The following is a 23,762-nucleotide window of genomic DNA, read 5'->3' on the forward strand; positions in this document are numbered from 1 at the left end:
GGTCAGCTTCCGGTTCCTCTTATTAAAGCTGCATAGACAACATTTATGCGGCAACATCTCTTTTACGGAACACCAGCCAGGACACCAGCATGATTACCACATAATACAATGCAAGCACTGCAATGGAGAATCCTAATGTAGCTCCGCCGGCAATACGGTCTGTCAGCAGGTAGCCGCTCAAATCCATATGTGCAAATATCAGATATTTGGCCCATTCGTAACGTTCAGGGTTAAAGATTGCCATGAAAATATCCTTGGTGAACATGATCGACAAGGACAGGGTTATCGCCAGTCCGCTTGAGCGGAACACACTGGAGATCATAAAGGCAATAGCTGCCGTGAGGAACAGCTCTATATAGCTGCACATAATCAGCAAAAATACGTATTCCCCCTGGCCCCAGAGCGTTTGGGAATTCGTAATCGGCTCTGCGGCAGACGGGGAGAATATCAAGGCAGACCCGTAGCCGAAGGCAATCAGCAGCACTGTGCTGAACAAGCTGAACAGGATCACGGATATATATTTCGAGAGCAGGATCTTAGTGCGGCTCCAAGGGCGGATCAGCAGCAGCTTAATCGTTCCCCTCAGAAAAATTCGCCCGCTACGGAGTCGGCAGCAATTAAGACCGTAAATATGGCATTCAGGAACATTGCAATAGCTACTGTACTCTGAAAGCTGTCCCAAAGCCCTATGCTGAACTCACTGTCTCTGCTGCTGAAATGAACAAGCATCGGAAACAGCGCACTCATAAGCACCAGAATACACAGCATGATCCAGGTCCGGAGGCGTCTGTAAATTTTGATGTTCTCATTATGTATGAGAGCTACGAAATCACCCAATCCCTTCACCTCCCGTAATCTCCAGGAATTGATCCTCAAGCGTTCTGGACAACGCCCTGATGCCGTACACCTGGATTCCGCCGGCTACCAGCTTTGCATTCAGCTCAGCCACTTCTTCGCGCCCCGCCTCCACCGCAATTCCTCCATCCTTCAGTATCCCGCGGCCCATTAGAACCAGTGCAGCTTCCGGGTCACTCACCTCGAATAGGGTCTCCCCTGCCGGTACTTTTATATCGCCTACAGCCTTAAGCTGCTTCACTTCAATCAGCCGGCCGTTCTGAATGATTGCTACGCTGTCACACATCAGTTCCATTTCGGATAAAAGATGGCTGGAGACAAAGACGGTTGTCCCCTCTGTCTTGCACAGCTGGCGCAGATAATCACGTAACTCACGGATCCCCTGGGGGTCCAGCCCGTTCGTCGGTTCATCCAGAATCAGCAGCTTCGGCCGGTGCAGCAGTGCCTGGGCTACACCCAGCCGCTGGCGCATCCCGAGCGAATACGTCTTCACCTTATCATGGATTCTCTGGCCCAGGCCCACCAGTTCAACCACTTCCTGAATCCGTTCCTTAGTTACACCAGGCACCATACGGGCATACTGGCGCAAATTCTGGTATCCGCTCAGGAACTTGTACATTTCCGGATTCTCGACAATGGCTCCGATGTTGGCTATCGCCTCTTCAAAATGATCTTTGATGCTGCGGCCGCAGATCAGAATATCCCCGCGGCTAATGGAGATCAGCCCTACCATCATGCGGATGGTTGTTGTTTTACCGGCTCCGTTAGGACCCAGAAATCCAAAGATTTGCCCGGGCGGAATATCCAGCGTCAAGTCACTGATCAGCGTTTTGGAGCCGATCTTTTTGGTGACCCCCATCAGGCTGGCCACCGGCTTCACTACTTCTGCCGTATTCGGCATAGCTTCACTTCCTTTCGGTCGGGTGGTATGAACCGGGCTTTCGATTCTTTTTAAAGTGTCCGTCGTAACTGCGGGAAATGTTTGGACTTCCGGCCGCTGTTGTCCCCAGATTTCTTGATTATTACCGCTTTTGCGGTAGAAATCCGGTGACAAAGGCGGTCGCTTTCGCTCCTACAGTTCCAAACTTCCCCTCCGTTACTTACACTTTATTGTTGAAAACAAAAGACCGTTTCATACATTTTTATATTTTAACACAGGTTTTCTTTTTCCTGAAATTAGGAAAAATGGCGGAAATATAAAAGGGACAGCATCTTCTCCGTATACGGATAACAATGCTGCCCCTCTATTGTAGGATATATCCCGGAAGCCCCGGGCAATTCATCCGGTCAAAACTTAAATCCTAGCCGCCAACACGCGCAAGCTCACGCATATTCGCTTCGAATGCAGCCATCAGCGCCGCTTCGCCGGTCAGGCCGTTCTGCTCCACCTTCCGGATCTGCTCCAGCATCCGTTTGTAATCCTTCGGAATGACACGGACGAACTTCGGCAATGCCTGTTCCCACGAATCAAGAACGTTACGGGCTGCATTACTGTCAGTAAGCTCTGCATGACGTGTAATCATGCTCTGCAGCTCAACAATTTCCTCCGCCTCTTCCACACGCTCCAGCAGCACCATTTCCAGGTTGCAGCGTTTGACGAAGCTGTTGTCAGGATCGTATACGTAAGCGATACCGCCTGACATCCCTGCAGCAAAGTTACGTCCCGTTCCACCCAGTACAACCACACGGCCGCCGGTCATGTATTCGCAGCCGTGGTCGCCCACGCCTTCAACGACTACATTGGCCCCGGAGTTACGGACAGCGAACCGCTCGCCGGCGATACCGCTGATATAAGCTTCACCGCTGGTTGCTCCGTACAAGGCTGTATTGCCGATGATGATGTTCTCTTCAGCCGCAAAGGTTGCCTTGCGGGAAGGTCTGATGATCAGCTTGCCCCCGGACAGTCCTTTACCGACATAGTCATTAGAGTCGCCTTCGACGGTAAGGGTAACGCCCTTCGGTACGAATGCGCCAAGGCTTTGTCCGGCTGAGCCGGTGAAATGCAGGCGGATCGTATCATCCGGCAGACCAGCCGCCCCGTATTTGCGGGTCAGCTCACTGCCCAGAATCGTACCTACTGCACGGTTAACGTTCGTAATCGGCAGTGATGCTTCAACGGCAGTGCCGGATTCCAGTGCAGGTGCAGCGATATCCAGCAGACGGGTAACATCCAGCGTCTCATCCAGGCCATGATTCTGGGTTTTGCTGCGGAAGCGGGTGCTTCCTTCCGGCATAGCCGGCGTGTGCAGCAGTCCGCTCAGATCCACGCCCTGCTTCTTCCAGTGGCTTGAAGCCTTAACCGCATCAAGACAATCCGTACGTCCGACCATCTCCTCGATGGTACGGAAGCCAAGCTCTGCCATGATCTCGCGCAGATCCTCTGCCACGAAGGTCATAAAGTTAACTACATGCTGCGGGTCGCCCATGAAGTTCTTGCGCAGCTCCGGATTCTGCGTAGCTACACCGACCGGACAAGTATCCATCTGACACACGCGCATCATGATACAGCCGACAGCTACAAGCGGTGCAGTGGCGAAGCCGTATTCTTCAGCGCCGAGCAGAACAGCTACCGCAAGGTCGCGTCCGCTAAGCATCTTGCCGTCTGCTTCGAGTACTACACGGTCACGCAGATTGTTCAGCATCAGCGTCTGATGGGTTTCGGCGAGACCAAGCTCCCAAGGCAGTCCGGCATGGCGGATGGAGTTCATCGGTGAAGCTCCGGTACCGCCGTCGTAACCGCTGATCAGGATAATATCAGCGCGGCCTTTGGCCACACCTGCAGCAATGGTGCCTACGCCGACCTCAGATACCAGTTTTACGTTAATATTGGCCCGCGGATTGGCATTCTTCAGATCATAGATCAGCTCAGCCAAATCCTCGATGGAGTAAATATCATGATGCGGCGGCGGTGAGATAAGGCCCACGCCTGCTGTAGAACCGCGTACTTCAGCAACCCAAGGATATACCTTGCGGCCCGGGAGCTGTCCGCCTTCGCCCGGCTTAGCGCCCTGCGCCATCTTAATCTGGATCTCATCGGCATTCACCAGATAGTTCGAGGTTACGCCGAAACGCCCCGAAGCCACCTGCTTGATTGCGCTGCGGCGGGAATCGCCGTTAGCGTCAGGAGTGAAGCGCGCCGGATCTTCACCGCCTTCACCGGTATTGCTCTTGCCGCCGATACGGTTCATCGCAATCGCCAGTGTCTCATGTGCTTCCTTACTGATCGAGCCGAACGACATCGCGCCGGTCTTGAAGCGTTTCATGATGGACGACGCCGGTTCTACTTCATCCAGAGAAACCGGGCTGCCGCCTGGCTTGAGTTCCAGCATCGAGCGCAGCGTCTGGTGCTTCTCGCTCTCACCCTGGACCAGTGCCGCATATTTCTTGTACATCGCATAATCTCCGCTGCGTACCGAGTGCTGCAGCAGATGAATCGTCTGCGGATTGAACAGATGCTCTTCCCCGTCACTGCGCCACTGGTATTCACCGCCGGAATCCAGCACCTTGTCATTGCCGTCCTTGTCGGTGAAGGCCCGGTTGTGGCTTGCCAGTGCTTCAGCAGCTACTTCCGCAAGGCCGATCCCGCCGATACGGGAAGGAGTCCAGGTGAAGTATTGGTCTACAAATTCTGAATTGAGGCCGACCGCTTCAAAGATTTGCGCACCGCGGTAGGACTGAATTGTCGAGATGCCCATTTTGGACAGGATCTTGACTACGCTCTTCGTTGCAGCCTTGATATAATTCTTCACAGCCTTCTCATGCGAGATTCCGCGCAGCAGGCCTTGGCCGATCATGTCATCCAGACTTTCAAATGCCAGGTAAGGGTTGACCGCACTTACCCCGTAGCCGAGCAGCAAGGCATAGTGATGAACCTCACGCGGTTCACCGGATTCCAGCAGGATGCTGACCTTGGTCCGGGTACCCGAGCGGATCAGATGGTGATGCAGGCTGGATACAGCCAGCAGTGCCGGAATTGCGGCATTCTCACGGTCTACGCCGCGGTCGGACAGAATAAGGATATTATGACCCTTCCCCATAACACGGTCTGCCGCTTCATTCATCCGCTCCAGCGCAATGCGCAGTCCTTCTGCCCCCAGCTCTGCCGGGAAAAGAATCGGAATCGACATGGACTTGAAGCCTGCACGGCGTACATGGCGGATCTTCGCGAAATCCTCATTCGACAGAATCGGTGAGTCAAGCGAGATCTGCCGGCAGCTTTCCGGTTCTGCTTTGAGCAGGTTGCGTTCAGGTCCGATGGTTGTCGCTGTAGAGGTTACCAGTTCCTCACGGATGGCATCAATCGGCGGATTGGTTACCTGGGCGAACATTTGTTTAAAGTAGTTGTAGAGCCGCTGCGGACGGTCGGACAGCACCGCCAGCGGAGAGTCATATCCCATGGATCCGATAGCTTCGGCCCCTGTGGAAGCCATAGGCTCCAGCACCTTGCGCAGATCCTCAAAGGTATAGCCGAATGACTGCTGCAGCTGCTGAACGTTATCATGCTTCGGATTCGGCAGCTCCGGAGCATCCGGAAGCTGATCGAGGCCGATCAGATGCTCATCAAGCCATTCCTGGTACGGCTGCTGTGCAGCGATTTCCGCTTTTACCTCTTCGTCAGAGATTATCCGGCCCTGCTTCGTATCGACGAGCAGCATGCGGCCTGGTCTCAGGCGGTCCTTGTATAATACATCCTCAGCCGGGATATCAAGCACTCCCGCTTCAGACGACAGAATGATCAGATCATCTTTGGTTACATAGTAGCGTGCAGGACGCAGGCCGTTACGGTCAAGCACCGCCCCGATTTGAACCCCGTCGGTAAAGCCCATTGCAGCAGGCCCGTCCCATGGCTCCATAAGGGTGCTGTGATATTCGTAGAAGGCCTTCTTCTTCTCGTCCATGCTGTCATGGTTGCTCCATGGCTCAGGTACCATCATCATCGCCACATGCGGCAGGGAACGTCCGCTTAAATACAGGAATTCAAACGTGTTGTCAAACATTGCAGTATCAGAGCCGTCAGGGTTCACGACCGGCTTAATCTTGCTGAGGTCTTCCCCGAATACCTCGCTCTTGAACAGCGACTGACGGGCATGCATCCAGTTCACATTGCCGCGCAGGGTGTTGATCTCTCCGTTATGAATCATGAAGCGGTAAGGGTGGGCACGCTCCCAGCTCGGGAACGTATTGGTGCTGAACCGGGAGTGGACAAGCGCAATCGCCGATTCCAGGCTGTCCTGCTGAAGATCCAGATAGAACTGTCCTACCTGCTCGGTGGTCAGCATGCCTTTGTAGACGATCTTGCGGCAAGACATGCTTGGCACATAGAAAGATTCGCCCTCTTCTGCACCGCCGTAACGGATCGCCAGCTCCGCGCGTTTGCGGATTACGTACAGCTTGCGTTCAAAAGCAAGCTCATCCTTAATTCCTTCAGCACGGCCGATGAATACCTGCCGTACATACGGCTTGGCCGCCTTAGCCGTCTTGCCGAGCATTTCGTCAAAGGTAGGCACGTCGCGGTAGCCGAGCACCTGCTGGCCTTCTTCAGCGATAATCTCGCTTAAAAGGTTCTCATGGCGGGTCCGGATCTCCTCGTTATGAGACAGAAAGACCATGCCCACGCCGTAATGGCCCTGTTCCGGCAGACCGAAGCCAAGCTTCGCTGCTTCACCGGCAAAGAAACGGTGCGGAATCTGCAGCATAATGCCGGCTCCGTCACCAGAGTTCGGCTCGCTTCCCTGGCCTCCGCGATGCTCCATGTTGAAGAGCATAGTCAGAGCATTGCTAACAATATCATGGGACGGTTTGCCTTTAATATGGGCAACAAACCCCATGCCGCAAGCGTCTTTTTCGAACTGGGGATCATAAAGGCCCTGTTTGCCGGGCAGTTCAGTGTGTCTCATCATACGCAACCTTTCTATTATAAAGTAGACGGAATTCCAGGAAAATTTTTCAGCGGATAATCTTAATATTTATTCAAGCCAGATTGGTTATATTATTTTATCATCGACCATACACCAGTGCAATTTAAACTTTTTTATGAGCTTGATTAACAATTGCTTTTGCGACACAGCTTTAGTGAATAAAAGCGTAAAAAATCTGCACAATGCATAATTATGCATAAATTACGAATAAGCACTTATGCAATGAAAGCGCATCATTTATTTTCCTGCCATGGAGATGGCACTTTTTGAGGCTCTTTGCATTTCCGGATATGCCAAAAACGCCCCCTAAGGGGCGTTTCAGGGTCTTCATATTTACAAGGAAATGTGTGCCATTATACAGTCAACACTTGTTCACTTTTCAGCAGAGCCTCGTTACCGCGGTCACGGGTCATGAAGTAGGTGAAGGTAAGTACCAGGAAGACTATGCCGTAAGCGGCAAGCAGTCCGGCATCATTCCACATGGAACTGAAGTCCCCGGTGGAGATTACAGCCTTGAAGCCTTTGACACTGTAAGTCATCGGCAGAAGCGGATTGAAGATCTTCATCCAGTTCGGAATCAGCTCCAGCGGGAAGGTTCCTGCACTTGTTGTCAGCTGGAAGATCAGAATCAGGATGACTACGAACCGTCCCGGCTGGTCAAGCCAGGTTACAATAGCCTGGATCATCCACATGAACGCAAGGCTGGTAATGAAGGTGAAGGCGTAGAACAAGCCGACACTCTGCACTTCAAGGCCCAGGCCGTACAGGACAATCAGAATGGCCAGCAGCGCCTGGAGCAGGCTCATCATGGAGAACGTAAGCGTGCGGCTCATGAACCGGTTGAACCGGCTGGCTCCGGCCACTTCGGATTCACGCATTGGAATAACAATGGTGCAGATCAGTGCGCCTACGAACAAACCAAGTGACAGGAAGTAAGGGGCGAATCCTGTACCGTAATTCGGTACTTTGCTGACCTTCACTTCTTCAATCTGTACCGGCTGGGCGAACATGGATACCAGTGCATCTGTCTTGTTCACTGAACTTGTCTGCGATGCGGCATCACCCAGCTTGCTGGCCAGCTCGCCGGAGCCAGCCTTCAGCTCATCCAGGCCGTCCTTGAGCTGGCCTGCGCCGTCGCTCAGCTGTTTCGAGCCGTCGGCTACGGAGCTAAGTCCGCTGCCCAGCTGCCCTGCACCGTTCAGCAGCTTCGCTGTACCGGCTTCAAGCGCTTTGCCGCCGTCAGCCAGCTTCGCACCGCCTGCTGCCGCTTCATCCAGCTTCGCGCCGAACTGCTGCATGCCTGCGGAGAGCTTCGCACCGCCGGCTTCAAGCGCACCCGCACCGGCTGCCAGCTGCTGCTGGCCTTCCAGCAGCTGGGTGCTGCCGGCATTCAGCTGCTGCGCTCCGTCATGCAGCTGCGATACACCTGCATCCAGCTGCTGTGAACCGCTGTGCAGCTGATTTGCCCCCTGCACCAGCTGCTCCTGGCCGCTGTGCAGTGCAGCAGCTCCGTCAAGCAGCTGCTGCTGGCTCTGATCCAGCTGGGCTACGCCGGTTGCTACTGCTGTACTTGCGGCCAGCAGCTTCTGCACATCCGGGCTTGCTGCAAGCTGCGGATTCGACTTCGCCAGCGCCTGCAGGCCGTCGGCCACCGCTTTGGCTCCGGCTGCAGCCTTTGCACTGCCTTCCTTCGAAGCGGTAAGACCTGCTGTAAGCTTCGCGCTGCCGTCTACAGAAGAGGTAAGGCCTGCTGCCAGCTTCGCGCTGCCGTCAACAACCGACTGTGTGCCGGCTTGCAGCTTCGCAGTTCCGTCTACAGCCGACTGCGTACCGGCCTGGAGTGAGGCTGCACCTGCCGCTGTCTTCTGCAGCCCTGCGTTCAACTGCTTGCTGCCGGCTGCCGACTGGGATACACCGTCCTGCAGCTGTTTATGCGCTGCGGACAGCTGCTGCAGTCCTCCGGCCAGCGTGCTGCTGCCGGCTTCCAGAGCGGCAGCTCCGGTGTTCAGATCACTCACGCCTTGGGTAAGCGGTGCAACACCGTCAAGCAGCTTGCCGGTGCCTTCAGTCAGGACAAGCAGATTGTCCTTCAGCTTCAGCGCACCGTCATCAAGCTTGGTAGCCCCGTCGGCAATCTTGCCGGCGCCGTCTCCGGCTTCGCCAAGCCCGCTTGCAATCTCGGTGATTTTATCAAATACGGATTCGGTATAAGCTTCTGTAATTTTGGCTGATACTTTAGTCTTGATATCCTTCACTGCCGTGCCGCCGATCTGGCCGGCCAGGAAGTTGTACCCTTCATTCGGCTCGTAGATAATTTTGGCCGGCTGCGGATCTGCCTCAAGCAGAGTAGTCGCTTTGGCCGAGAAGTCTTCCGGAACAATAATCGCCATATAATAGGTATTGTCCGCAAGACCCGCTTCTGCGGTTTCACGGCTGACGAAATTCCATTTGAACCCGTCCGTCTTCTTCAGCTCAGCCACAAGATCTGAACCGGCGCTAAGCTTCGAGCCTTCATAGTCAGCACCTTTATCTTCATTTACTACAGCGACCGGGAGCTCGTTCATTTTACCGTAAGGGTCCCAGAAGGCCTTCAGGAACAATCCGCTGTACAGCACAGGAATGAACAGAATGGCAAACATAGAAATGCGCATCTTGGGATTCTTAAATATCGCGCCAAGGTCCTTAATAAATACGGATAAAGATTTCATTCTGGTTCTCTCCTTATGATCATATGCTCTCTTTAAAATGCTATAAATATCTGCAAATGCTAGTTTCGTGAAATATTGCAGTAACACCACTTGACCATTTTCCTCATTCAGTCAGTCGAGGGCAAAAAAAAGATTGTACTGCTTATGAAACGATCCGCTTGGCTCATCACCTTCAGTCCATATCAGGGAAAGCGCAATAACTGCTGATTGTAACGCCATCCCTTTGCCGGACTCGGGTTCTACTGTGACAATCCTTCGGCCAGAAACAAATGAAAGTAGCTCTTAATCTGTTCTTTGGTCAAAGGCACATGTACCTTGCTCAGTTCAGCAGTAAGCACGATATACAGCCTGAACATTACTACTGATACGATCTGGGGATCACAGGGTTTGATTTCCCCCTGGCGGATCGCCTGCTCCACCTCCCGTTCCAAATATTCAAGCACTACGCTCTCGATCTTGTCGAGTCCTTCACCGGCCTGCGGCGTTCCGAAGTCACGACTTTCCTGGGACAGCTTGATGAACAGCTCATGTTCGCTCCGAAATTCCAGCAGGGCATCCAGCACACGGTGCAGGTTATCAAAAAACGGCTTATCCCGTTTGATTTCCCGCTCGGCGATATGTTTCATCTCGATAATGACATCACGCAGAATCTCGTCAAATAATTGTTCCTTGTTCGTAAAAAAGGTATAAATCGTACCTTTGCCGACATTAGCAATCTTGGCGACCTGATCCATTGTAGTTGCCTTGTAACCGAATAATGAAAAAGATTTCGTCGCCGCCTGAAGCACCTGCTGCCTTCGATCTACCACAGCCACCCGTGCACTTCCTTTCGTCCGGAAAATCGTTACCTTCTGACCAATTTACTAATCCGGTCATTTAGTCAAGACCAACTTTATCACGTTGCTTCTGCCTTTGCAATACTTATGCCCAACTTTTTTTTATTTTATTGCAGTGTTTTAACTTTCTATTTACGTCTTATTTGTATAATGTGAGAAATGAAATGAAATCCCTAGTATAATATAAGAGAACATGTACCATGGGATCTCGGATGGACCGATGAAGAGAACTCGTAATTCTACCCATGATGGAAAGTAGCAGGTGAACTTATGCGAAAGAAAAGAGTACTGCTGTTTTCGGAAGGCTTCGGTACGGGCCATACAGGGGCAGCCTATGCTCTGGCCGAAGGAATACGGCTGCTTAGCCCGGATGTGCAGTGCCGGGTCATCGAGCTGGGCAAATTCCTTAATCCTACGGTTGCTCCTTGGATTCTTTCCGCTTACCGCAAAACAGTCAGCAGCCAGCCGAAGCTGGTCGGCATGATGTATAAGACACAATATCATAAATCACTGAACCGGTTAACCAAGCTGGCTCTGCACCGGATTTTTTATACACATGCCTCACAGGTTATTGAACAGCTTAAGCCCGACCTGATTATCTGTACACATCCGCTGCCTGCCGCTGTCATCTCGCGCTTGAAGCGCCAGGGGCTGGATGTGCCGCTCTACACCCTCATTACCGATTATGATGCACATGGAAGCTGGGTGAACGCCGAGGCTAACCGCTATCTGGTTTCCACCTCGAGGGTCAAGTCCATTCTTACCGGACGCGGAGTTTCCCCTGAACTGGTCACAGTGACCGGAATCCCGGTGCATCCGAAGTTCTGGGAGCGTTCCAACAAAAGGCTGCTCCGCAAGGAGCTGGGGCTTGCCGACATCCCTACCGTGCTTATAATGGGCGGCGGCTGGGGGCTGATGTTCGGCAAAGAGATTATGAATTCACTGACGGCACGGATGGATGAGATTCAACTGATCTTCTGTATGGGCAGCAATGACAAGCAGGTGGCCAAAATGAAAGCAGATCCGCTCCTGAATCATCCCAATGTGCGGATCCTCGGCTACAGCAGCGAAATCAACAAGCTGATGGACGCCTCCGACCTGCTGATCACGAAGCCGGGCGGAATGACCTGCACAGAGGGTCAGGCCAAGGGTATACCCATGCTGTTCTACAGCGCCATTCCCGGTCAGGAGGAGAAGAACAGCCAGTATTTCGTTGAACTCGGCCTGGCTGAGATGCTCGATCCGGATGTGGTGGACAAATGGTTCTCCACGCTGCTGCGTGAATACGCCGGGCTTGAAGTCCAGCGGAAACGGCGGATTGTTCCAGACCGCAAGGAGCCGCAGTACTGCGCAACCACCGTACTTCAGCTGCTGGGCAAGCCTGCCCGCGAAGCTGCAGAGGCCTGGAGCCCGTCCTCACAGCAGATCAGAAATGAAGAGGCCGTCTATGTCACTCCTTAAGCGGCCCGTAAGCCATAGCCATGTAGAAGAACCTCCAGTCTGCCGGAAGCGCGCGGATTCGGAGGTTCTTTGTATTAGCAGGCACTAAATGAATTTAGCCGCTGACCTCGTGTACCCCGCAGAGATACACAAAGAAGCCATTAAAACCCCCCACAAAGTGGAGCTGCCGCTTCGAAGATTAGCCAGGTACTTTGCGGGGACCCCCCGAAACCTATAAATTATGTTATTTGTAGAAGGTATGATTGCCGATTGTCTTGGCAAGCTTACGGGAATGATGCACGGTGAGATCCTGGGCAAGCTTCAGCGACAGGAAGAAATACGTATCATCAGAAACCTCCTTAACCCCCGTGAGCGCAGCGTTCACCGCTTTAATACTGTCTGCATTAGGCTTGACGCGCTTAAGACGCCCGTTCGCGACAGGACTAAACTGGCTTTTCTGATAGATTACATCGTGAATTGTGTCGGGAAAATTGGCTGACCGCAGCCGGTTCAGAACAACGTTGGCGACTGCCACCTTGCCCTGGTACGGTTCGCCTTCCGCCTCTGCCATAACGATCTTCTGCAGCAGAAGCAGGTCTTCTTCGGATACGGCGTAGCTCCAGGTGGCTTCTGTTTGCTGCTCCTGGCTTAATAGCTTTGTCCGAGAGAAGAACAATTTTGCGGGGGGATGTTGCTGAGTTGCCTGTTTGCTTGTTTTAATGCTTGCTGTCCCCGTTGCCGCTTTCTTCAGCGCTTGCGCCGCTGACGGCGATGCTTTCACCACCGCTACCTTGGGCTGGACGGCTTCTGCCTTCTGTGCAGGTTCGGGACGCTGCAGCTTCTCAGGACTTAGCCATCCGGCGTTTGCCATGCTGGCCCAGGTGTGGACCGGCGCGGTAGCCGTGGTGTATAGCATGGGTGTAATCGTACGGGATGAAGCGCTTGTCCTGTGTAATGCTGAACCTGCCTCTGGAAGGAAAGGCTCCGCATACTTTTGACTGGCTGATTTGAGCTTGTCCATTTCTATTACATTCTCCCCGGTTGCAGCGCCTTCGGGGCTCATTAGACTTATCGCAGAGAAAGACACCAGAATAACGCCAACTAACAGCGCGATGCAGCGGCTTTGTTTATAAATTACCATTATTTACCTCCTAGTTTACGGCACACTCCTATTGTATGTAACCGAAAATGGAAGCTTTGAAAACTTTCTTGTCGATTTAAACAGAGAAAAATGTAAATTTTTCGGTCATTTCATACATAGGAATGGCATACATCCTGGTAGCATACACCACAAAAGCATCTACCGTCCAGCCCAAATCGGGAGCAAGTCCTTCGGAGGGAGCCTCCCCAGTCCGGATTTTTTCCAGTTCCTTCATGGTGAACAGCTGTTCGCCCCGGTATTTCCTGGCAATTGTCAGGTGGGGATTGTACGTTCGCGTCTCAGCTGTGTAGCCTAGCGGAAGCGTTGCGGAAACGATCCTTTTCTGCAGTTCCAGAAGCGGCTCCAAATCGCCGGAAACCCCGGCCCAGAGCACTCTTGGCGAGTCCGGAAGGCCGAATGTCCCCCATTCCCCAAGCTGCAGTTGAAAGCCTTTACTAGCAGAGGCTACCTCCCGGAGCGCCTTGGCCAAAGCCGGAATATCCTTCTTTGGGGTATCCCCAAGAAATTGCAGGGTAATATGGAAATCCTCCAAATGTGTCCATCTGGCAAATTTTAGTCCGGAGGACACGCGGGCAGACTCATTTCTCAAATATTTACGCAGATTTTCCGGCAGCGGTACAGCGATAAACAGCCGCTCAAACTCTTGTTCCGGCTCCTTATAGTCCATTCCAATTTCACCTTTCCGGATAGATTTGTTATGCTTATTCTATTCTTATCGTCTATTTATCTGCTGAAATGTAGAACAGGAGGAATACCCGTATGACTAAATCCATCGTTTGTATGCAGCAATTATCCCCCCGGCAGCAGGAGCTCATTCTCGCTGCTGCACCAGGCTACAGCCTTACACTCGGAGATTCCAGAAACCCGGATCTTGCCCTGCTCTCGAGTGCAGAAGTAATCATCGGCTGGGGAAAAGGGATCCAGGATACCGTTCTTCGTCCCGGTTCACCGCTTCGCTGGGTACAGGCCTGGTCGGCCGGTGTGGAGAAGCTTCCGCTGGACGCGCTGAAGGAGCGCGGTGTTCTGCTCACGAATGCCAGCGGCGTGCACGCTGAGCCGATAACGGCTGTCATCTTCAGCTTCATGCTGATGTTCACCCGGAATATGCATACTGCTATCCGCAATCAGCAGAGCCGCCGCTGGCACTCAGACGGACAGGAGAGCGAGCTGACCGGTAAGACGGCAGTGATATGCGGCACCGGTGCCATCGGCAGTGAAACCGCCAGAATCGCCAAAGCCTTCCGGATGAAGACGATCGGTGTCAGCCGCTCCGGCCGGCCGGTTCAGGACTTCGACCAGGTCTTCACCACCGGCGATCTGAAGAGCATAGTCAGCCAGGCTGATTTCATTATTAATACACTGCCGATTACCGATGAGACCGAGGGGCTGTTTGCAGCAGATATCTTCTCAGCGTGCAAGCAAGGGGCCTATTATATTAATATCGGCCGCGGCGCAACAACGAATACAGATGATCTGATTACTGCACTACGCAGCGGACAGCTTGCCGGAGCAGGCCTCGATGTATTTGAGACCGAGCCGCTGCCGCAGGATTCCCCGCTTTGGGGTATGGAGCAGGTAATCATGACGCCCCATTGCGCCGGGGCAACGGACCGCTACGCCGACCGGATCGTGGACATCTTCACCGGGAATATGACGGCTTACCTGGCTACAGGAGCTCCTTCCCGCAATCTGGTGGATTACAGCCGCCAGTATTAAATGTGCGCTGCCTTTGTGTCCATTCCGATGAGGCTCTGCTTCGGGCCGAAATAGGGGCACTTCTGCCCCTATTTCACTCTGTATCGCCCATATCGGACGGATTAGGGGCACTTCTGCCCCTATTTCACTCTATACCGACCACATCGGGCGGATTTAGGGGCACTTCTGCCCCTATTTCACTCTATATCGCCCATATCGGGCGGATTTAGGGGCACTTCTGCCCCTATTTCACTCTATACCGCCCATATCGGGCGGATTAGGGGCACTTCTGCCCCTATTCACTCTGTACCTGCTGGTGTCCTTTGCCACATTTAGGTACTTTTCACGTAGCATCGATCCCCGTTCATCCATTGTATTCGGTTTTCCGCATACATTCGGTCCATTTACCGTCGCACTAGCACATTGTATTCGGTTTTCCACATACATTCGGTCCATTTGCCGTCGCACTAGCCCATTGTATTCGGTTTTTCGCATACACTCAGCCTTTGACCGGGAAATTAGGGTTACTCCTAAGCAATAATAAACAGCCGCTGTGAGTGTTTAGCAGCGGCTGTTTATATATACCTACTCACTATATAGAGTTGAACCTGAAATTTACAATTAGGGAGAAGTGGCGGAAGAGAAGTTTGGAGCTGTAGGAGCGGTAGCGTCCGCCTGCAAGCTTTCCGCAGGAAAGCTTGCTTCGGAAGCAGCTTATTCCACCCTCACACCTTAAACCGCGCAACAGACTCCCGCAGCTCATTAAGCATGTCCTTCAGCTGGCCGATCCCGTCAGCCACCTCGCTGGTAGCACTCAGCTGCTCATGGGCCGAGGCCGAGGTCTCCTCTACACCAGCCGCAGATTCCTCGGCGAGCGCCGAGATATGCTGGCTGAACTCATTCATCGTTTCGCTGGCTCCGGTCATCTGCTGCAGATCCTTGCCCATATCCTCCACGGTTGCCGCCATCACAACGACAGAGCTGTTAATCTCAGCCAAGGCTTCTCCTGTCTCGACGATCTGCCGGCTGCCCTCCTCCGTCTTGGCTACCCCGCTGCGCAGCTGCTCCACCATAGCCCGGGAATCGTGCTGGATGCCCTGTGTAATCCCGGTGATCTCCGACACGGTCTGCTGCACCTCCTCAGACAGCTTGCGTACCTCCTGTGCCACTACCGCGAAGCCCCGTCCGCTGTCGCCGGCTCTGGCCGCTTCTATCGCGGCGTTGATCGCTAGCAGATGGGTCTGCTCGGAGATGCTCCGGATTGAGCCTACAAGCCGGAAAATCCCCTCATTCTTGCGGTTCAGCTCCTCCAGCGTCTCCATGGACTGCGAGACAGCCTCAGATATCCCGTTCATTTGCGCTACTGAGCTTTCCATGAGCGCTCCGCCCTTCTCGCCCTTGAGCCGCACCTGCTCGGAATGGAGCGACAGATCATTGCCCCTGACGGCAAAATGCTCAATCAGTGCATTTAACTCTTCCACCGCCTTGGAGGCGTCCACCGCCGCTTCCGCCTGGCTGCCGGAGGCGACAGCCAGTTCCTCCATAGTCAGGGCAATCTGGCTGCTGCCTTCCTTGGTTTCGGCAATCGTACGCATCAGCTCATCACCCTGCCCGCTGATAACCTCGGAGACCGATCTGATCCGGCTGACCATCTCCAGCAGGGTACGGTTCGTTTCATTCACTGTTTTGGCAAGCAGGCCGATCTCGTCCATATTGCCGATCAGGGTTTCATCAGCTGTCAGATCACCGCCGGAAATTTGCTGCAGCTGTGATGTTACCTTTTTGAGCGGATTAATCATCGTCTTGCGGATGACCATATTAATAAGCCCGATTACGATCAGCACAATGACCACGGTGATAATATTCAACGTCAGCGAAGTATGGAAAATCTTCTCGGAAATGCTGCCTTTATTCGCTGCATCCTCCTGGCTGTGCGCCACCAGCGCATCGAGATCAGTCTGCATGGAGTTAAAGGCCGTAATCCCTTTACGGGATACCTCCAGCGCAAGCTCCTTGTCACTGGAGCCGCTAAGCTTGATCGCCTGATTGTTGACGGTCATGAATTCGCTCCACTTATCAGTAAGGGACTGCAATTGCTGAAGCTCCTGCTCTGCATGGAGGTTCTGCTTATATTCCTTGAACGTTTCTGCCACCTTGCGGATGAACTGGGTCCGCTCCTCCTCAAGCTTGCTCTTCTCCGCCGGATCGGAGTTCAGTATATGCTGCATACTGACTGCCATAACACGCTCCGTAAAATAGTTGATGTTGTGAATTTTATCCAGCGCGGGAATGTTTTGATGAATGATATCTCCTGTATTCTTCTGCATGCCATACATCTGGTACAGGGAGACCCCGCCGGAAATCAGCACCAGCACGGCCAGCGCGGCATAACCGGAGGCCATTTTAAACCCGATGCTTTTACTGCCTTTGGCCAAGGTGCTTTGACCCGCCTTCTGTACTCCGCCCACCCGTCTTCTAATCATAGCTTTCAATTGCTGAACCTTGCCCATACGCTAGAACCTCCTATACTTTTCCGAAAAACAAATCAAAATTCCATTCTATTACATTTCATTTTCATAAATAGCCAAAAAAAAATAGTATCCAAGTACTATTTCGGCAGAGCTGCTGCAAAATTGTATATATGCGGCTTAGATCAGATTGAACCCGCCAGCCAGGCGGCTGACAGGTGCATCTGACACAAGTAGGGGCTAGTCCAGATCGTAAATGGATCCTACTTTTAGCCCATACAGCTCGTTATATATTTTCTCGGCAAAAGCATCGGTCATTCCGGCGATATAATCCGTCACCATATGCTCCCAGGTCCAGATCGGTCTGGCGGAACGCTGGTCCTTCTCATACCGCTGCAGCCAGTCGGTCGGAATGATGCTCCGTGAAGTTTCCGGATCGAGGAAGGCCTCCCACAGCCGGCGGAGAATCCATTCGCTCCGCTTCTGGAGGCGCTGCACGCGCAGGTCACGGATCATCGTCACCCAGGCGAAGCTTTTGAGCACACTGACTGTCCGCAGCATGTCTTCATCCTCCTGGCCTTCCTTGATGAACGTAACCTTCTTCCAGTCGCCGTCCTCAATCACGCCGAGACTGGCGACAAAGGTGCTGACCCAATAGGCCTTAACTTCACGCCGGGTACGGGAGTAGTCATTCTCACAGGTTGGCATCTTCTCCATCCAGACACGCAGGAATGAGCTAAGCACTTCCTCGACCTTGAGACGGATAGACGCTTCATTCCAGCCGGACCAGAAGGCATCCTCCAGCGTGGTAATCTTCTCCACAATCAGCCGCTGAATATAACCGTCATGCATGAAATGCTCATGCACCTCAATTTTGCCTGCTTTAATCCCGTCCTCCAGGTCATGGGCGGAATAGGCAATGTCATCGCATAAGTCCATAAGCTGGGCTTCCAGTGTTTTTTTGCCCGCCGGAATGCCCCAATCCCTGCGGATTTCATGGATATATTCCCATTCATGCAGATACATCCCTTTCTTCAGCACCGTGCCGGGGAACGGATATTTGTTAATGCCCAGCAGCACCGCATCGGAAAGGTTAAGACCATCGATATTCTCCCGCTTCTCCAGGAACATAATCAGGCGGAAGTTGTGGGCATTGCCTTCGAAATGCTCATATTTACGCTTCAGACTCTCCTGAATCGTCTGGGCCTGCACCGGGCCTGCACCGGACTTCTGCACCGCTTCCGCTGTCTTCTTGGCGATAAGCCCTTCCAGCAGACTGTCCAGCACCTCTTCCCCCTTGTGCCCGAACGGCGGATGGCCGAAATCATGGGCGATAGCTGCACATTCCACCACCTCCGGGTCGATGACCAGCCCGGGGTTTCCGGCCGCGCCTGTCTCTATCTCCGGGTAGGCGCGCAGCAGGCTTTTGGCTGCCTCGCGGGCAATCTGCGCCACCTCCAGCGAATGGGTCAGGCGTGTGCGGTAATAATCGCCGGTGCCTGCACCGAATACCTGTGATTTGCCTTGCAGCCGGCGGAAGGTCGGCGAATGAATCAGACGCGAATAATCGCGTTCGTATGCGGCTCTGGAGGTTTCCAGCCGGGTAATTTCCGGATACTGCCGATGCTCTCTTTTCTCAATAAGTGTCATCTCCGCTGCCCCTATCCCTTGATCTGTATTTAGTATTTCATTATAAGTCATTTGCAGCAGAACTTTCACTCTAAAATACAAATCTCTGTGCATCATGCCCGAATGAATATTTCCCGGCACAAACAGAGCATTCTAAAGCACAAGCAGCGCAGGACGGCTAATAAACGAACAGTGGAGTGAAACTTACGGCATGAAGAAGAGAATCCGCATCACTGCTGCCGCTCTGGCAGCGTTTACGCTTATGTGCGGCTCTGCCGATGCTGCGCTGAGCAGTCCGGATAGAGCTAAAAACCGCTATTATTATGAAGAACGCGGCGATATGATCTGGGAGGTCCAGACGAGCCAAAAGGTTATTGCACTTACATTCGACGATGGTCCTGACCCCTTTGAAACGGAAGGCATTCTCGAGGTCCTCCGGAGATATGATGCGAAATGCACCTTTTTTGCGATCGGCAAACGGATTGCCGCCTACCCTGATGTCGCCAGACACGTCATTGCCGGCGGACACGAGCTGGCGAATCACACTTATAATCATGTCTATTTCAAGACACCGATCATCAGCAAACAGATTCAGGAGGAGCTGGAGCTGACGGAGAAGGAAATTATCAAAGTATCCGGTAAACACAGCAGCCTGTTCAGGCCGCCGGGCGGCATGTATGATGAGACGCTGATAGATGTATCCAACAGCATGGGCCTGAAGCCGGTGCTCTGGTCCTGGCACCAGGACACCAAGGACTGGAACCGCCCCGGTGTATGGAGCATCTCCAGCCGGGTAATCCGCAATGCCAGGAACGGCGATATTGTCCTGTTCCACGATCATGTCCATGGCGAATCGCAAACCAAGGAAGCGCTGGAGATCATATTGCCGGAGCTTGCGAAGCAGGGGTTCCGGTTCGTGACCGTCTCGGAGCTGATCGGTTACTCCGATGCAGAGCAGGCAGAAACCGGCCGGCATCCGGCCAATTAAGCTGCTGCACAGCCGCCCGCAACCTGTGCCCCGGGGCATCTTTAATTGCGCAGGCTCACAAAATAAGGTAGTCTTGAGCATTATAAGGCTACCTGTGACTTCTGCCGCAGTCCATCCCCTGGGAGGGTTATTAAATGTCTGAGAATACATCCTATACGACCGAGGAAATCGCCCGGTTACTGAAAATATCCAAACTCAAAGTCTATGATCTGATTAAAAAAGGAGAGCTCCCCTCTTACCGCGTCGGCAAGCAGATGCGTGTCGACCTCTCCGATCTCGAGGCTTACAAGCAGAATTCCCGCAACAGCGGCAGTCCCCTTGGCCATCCGGCACCCGGAGGCGGGCTGCAGGAGCTCCCGCAGCTTCAGCCCGCCGCACCATTCCAGTCCTTCAGCTCACCTCCGCCTCACAGCGGCAAGGGCAGTGCAGGGAATGTCGTCATTACCGGGCAGGATATGTCACTTGATATTCTTGCCACCCATCTGGAGCGCAGCCTGCCGTCCACCCGCCCGCTCCGCTCTTATGCCGGAAGCCTGGACAGCCTGATTGCCATGTACCACGGGGAATCAGATATTGTCAGCACCCACCTGCTGGATGGGGATACCGGCGAATATAACCTGCCTTATATCCGCAAGCTGCTGGTGGGCTTCTCTTATATCGTCGTCCATCTGCTGACCCGCAGCGCAGGCTTCTATGTGCGGAAGGGCAATCCCAAAAACATCCGCAGCTGGGGAGACCTGCAGCAGAGCGGGCTGACACTGATCAACCGTGAGCGCGGTTCCGGCGCCCGGGTGCTGCTGGACGAGCAGCTCCGCCTGCTCGGCATTCCCTCCGCCTCGCTCGACGGGTATGAGAATGTCGAGAACAGCCATCTGGCCGTGGCCGGTATGGTGGCAAGAGGGGTTGCCGATGTAGGCATCGGGACGGAGAAAGCCGCCAGAATTGTTGACGGCATTGACTTCATTCCGCTCACCCGGGAGCAGTACGATCTGGTGATGATCAAGAAGCCGGAGAACGAGGGGTGGATCGGCACCGTCATTGATATCCTGCGGTCAACCGCTTTCCGCAGCGAGCTCAGCTCGATTCACAGCTATGACCTGACCGAGACAGGAGCTATTATTTACGAGACCTGAGGCCAGAGTAAGCTGTAAGTAGTGGGCTAAGCCTCTTGATCTGAATAGACGAACTAAAGGGACGTCCGGGGCCTGTGCCACCTTGACGTCCCTTTTCCCTGCAGATATCCCATTTGCTCTACTGGCTTTGCTGCTCCATCTTCTCCGTTATCCCGGTGAACAGAATGCCGATTGCCGTAGCTCCGGCATCCGGGTGGCTGAGGCTCCGCTCACCTACATAGCTCGCCCTGCCTTTGGAGGCAACCATGTTTCTGGTCTGCTCCGCTCCCATTACTGCAGCCTCAGCCCCCTTACGCATACTGCTAAGCAGCGTTTCGCCTGACCCGGCACTCTTCCTTACCGCTTCTGCTGCAGGAATCAGCGCATCCAGCAGCGTCTTGTCGCCGAGCTTCGCTCCGCCCCGCTTCTGAATCCCCTCCACTGCACTCTCCAGCAGCTCTGCCAGCTGGATTCCGTTTAATTCAGTTTTCCCCTTGGCGTATTTCGCCGCGCTGCGGAAGGCGGAGCCCCAGATCGGACCGGATGCACCCCCGCAGTACTCGATGATGACCATCCCGCAGGCTTTGAGGAAATCACCGATCTCCTCTTTCGGCAGGTCCTCCCATTCCCGCTTGAGCTGTCTGAAGCCTTTGGCCAGCGACATGCCGAAGTCCCCGTCTCCGGCGAAGGAATCCAGCTCGCAGAATTCAACTTCTTTAAGGATAATAAGCTTCGCCATCTCATCTACCATCACTGCTATATCTGCTGTAACCAGCTTCTCCATTGCTTCCGCCTCCTAGCTTCTATATGCTGCGGTCTCTGCGCCATCATCCAGCGCCTGCTTCAGCTCTTCATCCAGCTTCAGCAGGGTAACCGATGCTCCCGCCATATCAATGGCACTCATATAATTGCCGACGAAGGTCCGGTACACCCTGATCCTGGCCGCCTCCAGCAGCAGGCTGACGGAGCGGTTAAGAATATACAGCTCCTGCAGCGGCGTGGCCCCGAAGCCGTTAATCATCAGCGCGGCTTCTTCTCCAGGTTCCAGCGGCATATCGGCAAGCAGCGCCTGCACGGCCTTGGCAGCCAGCTCATCGGCGGGCACAAGCTGCTCCCGGGCGATACCGGGCTCGCCGTGAATACCTACCCCGAACTCAATCTCATCCTCACCCAGGTTGAATGTCGGCGAGCCCTTGGCCGGTACCGTACAGGAGGTCAGTGCGAAGCCGATCGAGCGGACATTCTGCACTGTTTTCTCCGCGATGGCTTTGACCTGCTGCAGTGTGTCCCCGCGTTCAGCAGCACTGCCGGCGATTTTATGCACAAATACCGTTCCGGCCACGCCCCTTCTGCCAGCTGTCGAATCATCATCGGCTACAGACACATCATCGTTCACATACACCTTTTCCACAGCAATATCATCATCTTCACAGGCCATCTCCGCCGCTGCATCAAAGTTCATGCAATCGCCGGAATAGTTCTTGATAATCAGCAGTGTGCCTTTGGAGGAAGCTGTCTGCGTGATCGCGTTATAGACCTGAATCGTTGACGGAGAGGCAAATACATCACCGCATACCGCTGCGTCGAGCATGCCCTTGCCTACATATCCGCCATGCGCCGGCTCATGTCCGCTGCCCCCGCCGCTGATCAGGGTGACTTTATCCGGGTTCAGCATTTTGCGCGTAATAATCTTATATTTGCGGTTCCATTCCAGCAGCTCCGGATGAGCCAGCACCATGCCTTCAATCATCTGCATTACAACATCTTCCGGACTATTAATGATTTTCTTCATTTGGAGACGCCTCCGCTTCCGCCCAGCCGGTCTGCGGCCAGAATCGCCGCATAGACATCATACGGAGATACCGGGAACGGCATATTATGAATGGTCTCCCCTTCGGCACAGGCTCTTTCCGCCACCTGCATAAGCCGATCCTTGCTTAAGTCAGTAACACCAAGATCCTTCAGACAGGTCGGCAAGCCAAGTGACTTGCAGAAGCCCAGCACCGTATCAAGCTCCTCCTGCGGCGCATTCTCCAGCACCATGTGGACCAGTGTGCCGAACGCCACCTTTTCCCCGTGATAATAATGATGGGTCTCCTCCAGAATCGTCAGCCCGTTATGCACGGCATGCGCCGCTGCAAGCCCTCCGCTCTCAAAGCCAAGTCCGCTCAGCAAAATATTCGTTTCAATAATGTTCTCCAGTGCCTGCGTGACCACCTTGCTGTCATTGGCTGCCTTCGCCTTCAGTCCGTCCTCCAGCAGCGTTTCGTAGCAGAGCCGGGCCAGCTCCATCGCCGCCTTGGTGCTTACAGCTCCGGAATTGTTATAGGTAAACCCTCTGACACAGGATCTCGCTTCAAAAAAAGTCGACAGCGCATCCCCCATCCCCGCTACCAGAAAACGCGTCGGCGCATTTGCGATAATTCCGGTATCCACCAGCACCACATTGGGATTCTGGCGGGCATACAGATAGGATTCGAACTCGCCATGCTCCGAGTAGATTACAGAAGAGCCGCTGCAGGGTGCATCCGTCGCAGCAATCGTTGGCACAACGATAATTGCAATCCGCGCACGGTTGGCAATGGCCTTGGCAGTATCCAGCGCTTTGCCGCCGCCGAGGCCGACAATCACATCACAGCCTTCTGCCGCCGCATACTGCTCCAGCCGGCCAATCTCCCGGAGTGTACACTCCCCGCCGAAGCCGCCGGTGACAAACTCGAAGCCGCCCTTCGCTGCCGCCTTGTCCAGGTACTCCTGAACTCTGGCCTGGTCATCCTTATGCGCGACTAGCAGCGCTTTCCGTCCATAGACCGTTACATAGTCCCCGATGTTGTACAGCTCATCCTTGCCCTGAACATATTTAGATGGAGAGGTTAAGATTGTTCTCATTCACAGCACTCCTCAGCAGGATTTGTAAACGCTTCCTATTAAGTATATACGCAGCGTTCCCG

General features: G+C 53.7%; 13 protein-coding genes and 2 pseudogenes. 4 read left to right on the top strand and 11 right to left on the bottom strand.

What is annotated here, in order from left to right:
• Positions 1 to 43 precede the first annotated feature (43 nt).
• The 5 genes and pseudogenes from LOS79_RS19615 to LOS79_RS19640 all read right to left on the bottom strand — a co-directional run bounded on the left by LOS79_RS19615 (position 44) and on the right by LOS79_RS19640 (position 10,296).
• Positions 44 to 837: pseudogene (locus LOS79_RS19615) on the bottom strand (ABC transporter permease).
• A complete protein-coding gene (locus tag LOS79_RS19625) occupies positions 830 to 1,756 on the bottom strand; it encodes an ABC transporter ATP-binding protein (RefSeq protein WP_315411737.1) in 927 nt (308 codons plus the stop codon). Before LOS79_RS19625 ends, LOS79_RS19615 begins: the two are co-directional and overlap by 8 nt.
• A 400-nt stretch (positions 1,757 to 2,156) precedes the next feature.
• The gene (gene gltB, locus LOS79_RS19630) at positions 2,157 to 6,752 is read right to left on the bottom strand and encodes a glutamate synthase large subunit (protein WP_315422337.1); all 4,596 of its coding nucleotides are present in this window, start codon (positions 6,750 to 6,752) and stop codon (positions 2,157 to 2,159) included.
• A 374-nt stretch (positions 6,753 to 7,126) separates the two neighbouring features.
• On the bottom strand, positions 7,127 to 9,481 hold the full coding sequence (locus LOS79_RS19635; RefSeq protein WP_315411738.1) for a YhgE/Pip family protein: 2,355 nt from the start codon (positions 9,479 to 9,481) through the stop codon (positions 7,127 to 7,129).
• A gap of 239 nt (positions 9,482 to 9,720) precedes the next feature.
• The gene (locus LOS79_RS19640) at positions 9,721 to 10,296 is read right to left on the bottom strand and encodes a TetR/AcrR family transcriptional regulator (protein ID WP_315411739.1); all 576 of its coding nucleotides are present in this window, start codon (positions 10,294 to 10,296) and stop codon (positions 9,721 to 9,723) included.
• 291 nt (positions 10,297 to 10,587) lie between these two features.
• Between LOS79_RS19640 and LOS79_RS19645 the strand changes: the two genes are divergently transcribed.
• Positions 10,588 to 11,778, top strand: a complete 1,191-nt coding sequence (locus tag LOS79_RS19645; protein ID WP_315411740.1) for an MGDG synthase family glycosyltransferase — start codon at positions 10,588 to 10,590, stop codon at positions 11,776 to 11,778.
• Between the two features lie 223 nt (positions 11,779 to 12,001).
• Here LOS79_RS19645 and LOS79_RS19650 read toward each other — a convergent pair whose 3' ends face one another.
• The gene (locus LOS79_RS19650; protein WP_315411741.1) at positions 12,002 to 12,898 is read right to left on the bottom strand and encodes a cell wall hydrolase; all 897 of its coding nucleotides are present in this window, start codon (positions 12,896 to 12,898) and stop codon (positions 12,002 to 12,004) included.
• A 76-nt stretch (positions 12,899 to 12,974) separates the two neighbouring features.
• Positions 12,975 to 13,586, bottom strand: coding sequence for an RNA 2',3'-cyclic phosphodiesterase (gene thpR, locus LOS79_RS19655; protein ID WP_315411742.1), 612 nt, complete (start codon positions 13,584 to 13,586; stop codon positions 12,975 to 12,977).
• 92 nt (positions 13,587 to 13,678) lie between these two features.
• Here thpR and LOS79_RS19660 point away from each other — a divergent pair, with 92 nt between their 5' ends.
• The gene (locus LOS79_RS19660) at positions 13,679 to 14,635 is read left to right on the top strand and encodes a D-2-hydroxyacid dehydrogenase (protein ID WP_315411743.1); all 957 of its coding nucleotides are present in this window, start codon (positions 13,679 to 13,681) and stop codon (positions 14,633 to 14,635) included.
• Between the two features lie 704 nt (positions 14,636 to 15,339).
• Here LOS79_RS19660 and LOS79_RS19665 read toward each other — a convergent pair.
• Positions 15,340 to 17,124, bottom strand: a complete 1,785-nt coding sequence (locus LOS79_RS19665; protein ID WP_315411744.1) for a methyl-accepting chemotaxis protein — start codon at positions 17,122 to 17,124, stop codon at positions 15,340 to 15,342.
• A 198-nt stretch (positions 17,125 to 17,322) separates the two neighbouring features.
• Positions 17,323 to 18,732: a deoxyguanosinetriphosphate triphosphohydrolase family protein gene (locus LOS79_RS19670; protein ID WP_315411745.1), complete on the bottom strand. Its 1,410-nt coding sequence runs from the start codon at positions 18,730 to 18,732 to the stop codon at positions 17,323 to 17,325.
• Positions 18,733 to 18,922: 190 nt separating this feature from the next.
• Between LOS79_RS19670 and LOS79_RS19675 the strand changes: the two genes are divergently transcribed.
• The gene (locus LOS79_RS19675; RefSeq protein WP_315411746.1) at positions 18,923 to 19,699 is read left to right on the top strand and encodes a polysaccharide deacetylase family protein; all 777 of its coding nucleotides are present in this window, start codon (positions 18,923 to 18,925) and stop codon (positions 19,697 to 19,699) included.
• A gap of 134 nt (positions 19,700 to 19,833) precedes the next feature.
• Positions 19,834 to 20,832 (top strand): helix-turn-helix transcriptional regulator, encoded by a 999-nt coding sequence (locus LOS79_RS19680; RefSeq protein WP_315411747.1) that lies wholly within the window; start codon positions 19,834 to 19,836, stop codon positions 20,830 to 20,832.
• A gap of 118 nt (positions 20,833 to 20,950) precedes the next feature.
• Here LOS79_RS19680 and dhaK read toward each other — a convergent pair.
• Positions 20,951 to 22,603: pseudogene (gene dhaK, locus LOS79_RS19685) on the bottom strand (dihydroxyacetone kinase subunit DhaK).
• A complete protein-coding gene (locus LOS79_RS19690; RefSeq protein ID WP_315411748.1) occupies positions 22,600 to 23,700 on the bottom strand; it encodes a glycerol dehydrogenase in 1,101 nt (366 codons plus the stop codon). The pseudogene dhaK and the gene LOS79_RS19690 overlap by 4 nt, the downstream one beginning before the upstream one ends.
• Positions 23,701 to 23,762: the final 62 nt, after the last annotated feature.

The organism is Paenibacillus sp. MMS20-IR301 (genome assembly GCF_032302195.1).
Classification (GTDB): Bacteria; Bacillota; Bacilli; order Paenibacillales; family Paenibacillaceae; genus Paenibacillus_AQ.

Coding starts and splice junctions, on each gene's coding strand:
- LOS79_RS19625 (WP_315411737.1), bottom strand. CDS start 1,756: ATGCCGAATACGGCAGAAGTAGTGAAGCCGGTGGCCAGCCTGATGGGG.
- gltB (WP_315422337.1), bottom strand. CDS start 6,752: ATGAGACACACTGAACTGCCCGGCAAACAGGGCCTTTATGATCCCCAG.
- LOS79_RS19635 (WP_315411738.1), bottom strand. CDS start 9,481: ATGAAATCTTTATCCGTATTTATTAAGGACCTTGGCGCGATATTTAAG.
- LOS79_RS19645 (WP_315411740.1), top strand. CDS start 10,588: ATGCGAAAGAAAAGAGTACTGCTGTTTTCGGAAGGCTTCGGTACGGGC.
- LOS79_RS19650 (WP_315411741.1), bottom strand. CDS start 12,898: ATGGTAATTTATAAACAAAGCCGCTGCATCGCGCTGTTAGTTGGCGTT.
- thpR (WP_315411742.1), bottom strand. CDS start 13,586: ATGGACTATAAGGAGCCGGAACAAGAGTTTGAGCGGCTGTTTATCGCT.
- LOS79_RS19660 (WP_315411743.1), top strand. CDS start 13,679: ATGACTAAATCCATCGTTTGTATGCAGCAATTATCCCCCCGGCAGCAG.
- LOS79_RS19665 (WP_315411744.1), bottom strand. CDS start 17,124: ATGGGCAAGGTTCAGCAATTGAAAGCTATGATTAGAAGACGGGTGGGC.
- LOS79_RS19670 (WP_315411745.1), bottom strand. CDS start 18,732: ATGACACTTATTGAGAAAAGAGAGCATCGGCAGTATCCGGAAATTACC.
- LOS79_RS19675 (WP_315411746.1), top strand. CDS start 18,923: ATGAAGAAGAGAATCCGCATCACTGCTGCCGCTCTGGCAGCGTTTACG.
- LOS79_RS19680 (WP_315411747.1), top strand. CDS start 19,834: ATGTCTGAGAATACATCCTATACGACCGAGGAAATCGCCCGGTTACTG.
- LOS79_RS19690 (WP_315411748.1), bottom strand. CDS start 23,700: ATGAGAACAATCTTAACCTCTCCATCTAAATATGTTCAGGGCAAGGAT.